2 tRNA genes are annotated in these 835 nt (G+C 45.6%); both read right to left on the reverse strand.

The features are described 5' to 3' along the window. Positions 1-415: 415 nt before the first annotated feature. Positions 416-491: transfer RNA gene (locus ABD827_RS06700), tRNA-Ala, on the reverse strand. 142 nt (positions 492-633) lie between these two features. After that, positions 634-710 (reverse strand) — tRNA-Ile (locus ABD827_RS06705). Positions 711-835 lie beyond the last annotated feature (125 nt).

Below are 835 nucleotides of genomic sequence, written 5' to 3' on the forward strand. Positions count from 1 at the left end.
CCTTCATCGCCTCTGACTGCCAAGGCATCCACCGTGCACGCTTAGTCACTTAACCATACAACCCCAAGAAGTCTCTTTTTATGGTTAATTCTTAGCGCCTGCTGCGTTGTTACTCGACTTCGTCCCATCACATAGTGAACTATGCTCAGTGACTCCGTCTCGCAACGCCTTGCATCCGCGTCGAATTCACTCATAAAAAATAAAGTTCTTTAGCGGGGTTGTTTGCATCAGTGACTGATGCTTACAACATATTTCGCCAAGAAGTTCCAAGACACTTGCGTATCAAGAACTACAAATTATTTCTATCAGCTTTCCAGATTGTTAAAGAGCGTGACTTCGAAAAAGTCAAAGTGATAGATTGCGATGCAATATATGATTTTGAATTCTTTGACTCAGGTAGATACAGGGCGCTAAATGGTGGAGCTATGCGGGATCGAACCGCAGACCTCCTGCGTGCAAGGCAGGCGCTCTCCCAGCTGAGCTATAGCCCCATTTAGTTCTTAGCTTTCATTTTAGTTTCACACTATTGGTATAATGTTTAGCTAAACACCAAATCGACGGCAAGACGAGGAATGAGCTGAGGACGTTTAGCCTGCTAAACGACGATGCTCATGACGCTGTATCGACAAGATTTGGTGGGTCTGGGTGGATTTGAACCACCGACCTCACCCTTATCAGGGGTGCGCTCTAACCAACTGAGCTACAGACCCAAACCTGTTTGGTGGCGCATATTTATTGCTGATAGCAACAACCGGCGTCACCAAATCGCATCAGCTTTCACTCATGCGATAAGTCACTCTTTCATATCAAGCAAACTGTGTGAACACTCAACAGA

The organism is Oceanisphaera sediminis (assembly GCF_039539745.1).
In the GTDB taxonomy this organism is placed as follows: Bacteria; Pseudomonadota; Gammaproteobacteria; order Enterobacterales; family Aeromonadaceae; genus Oceanimonas; species Oceanimonas sediminis.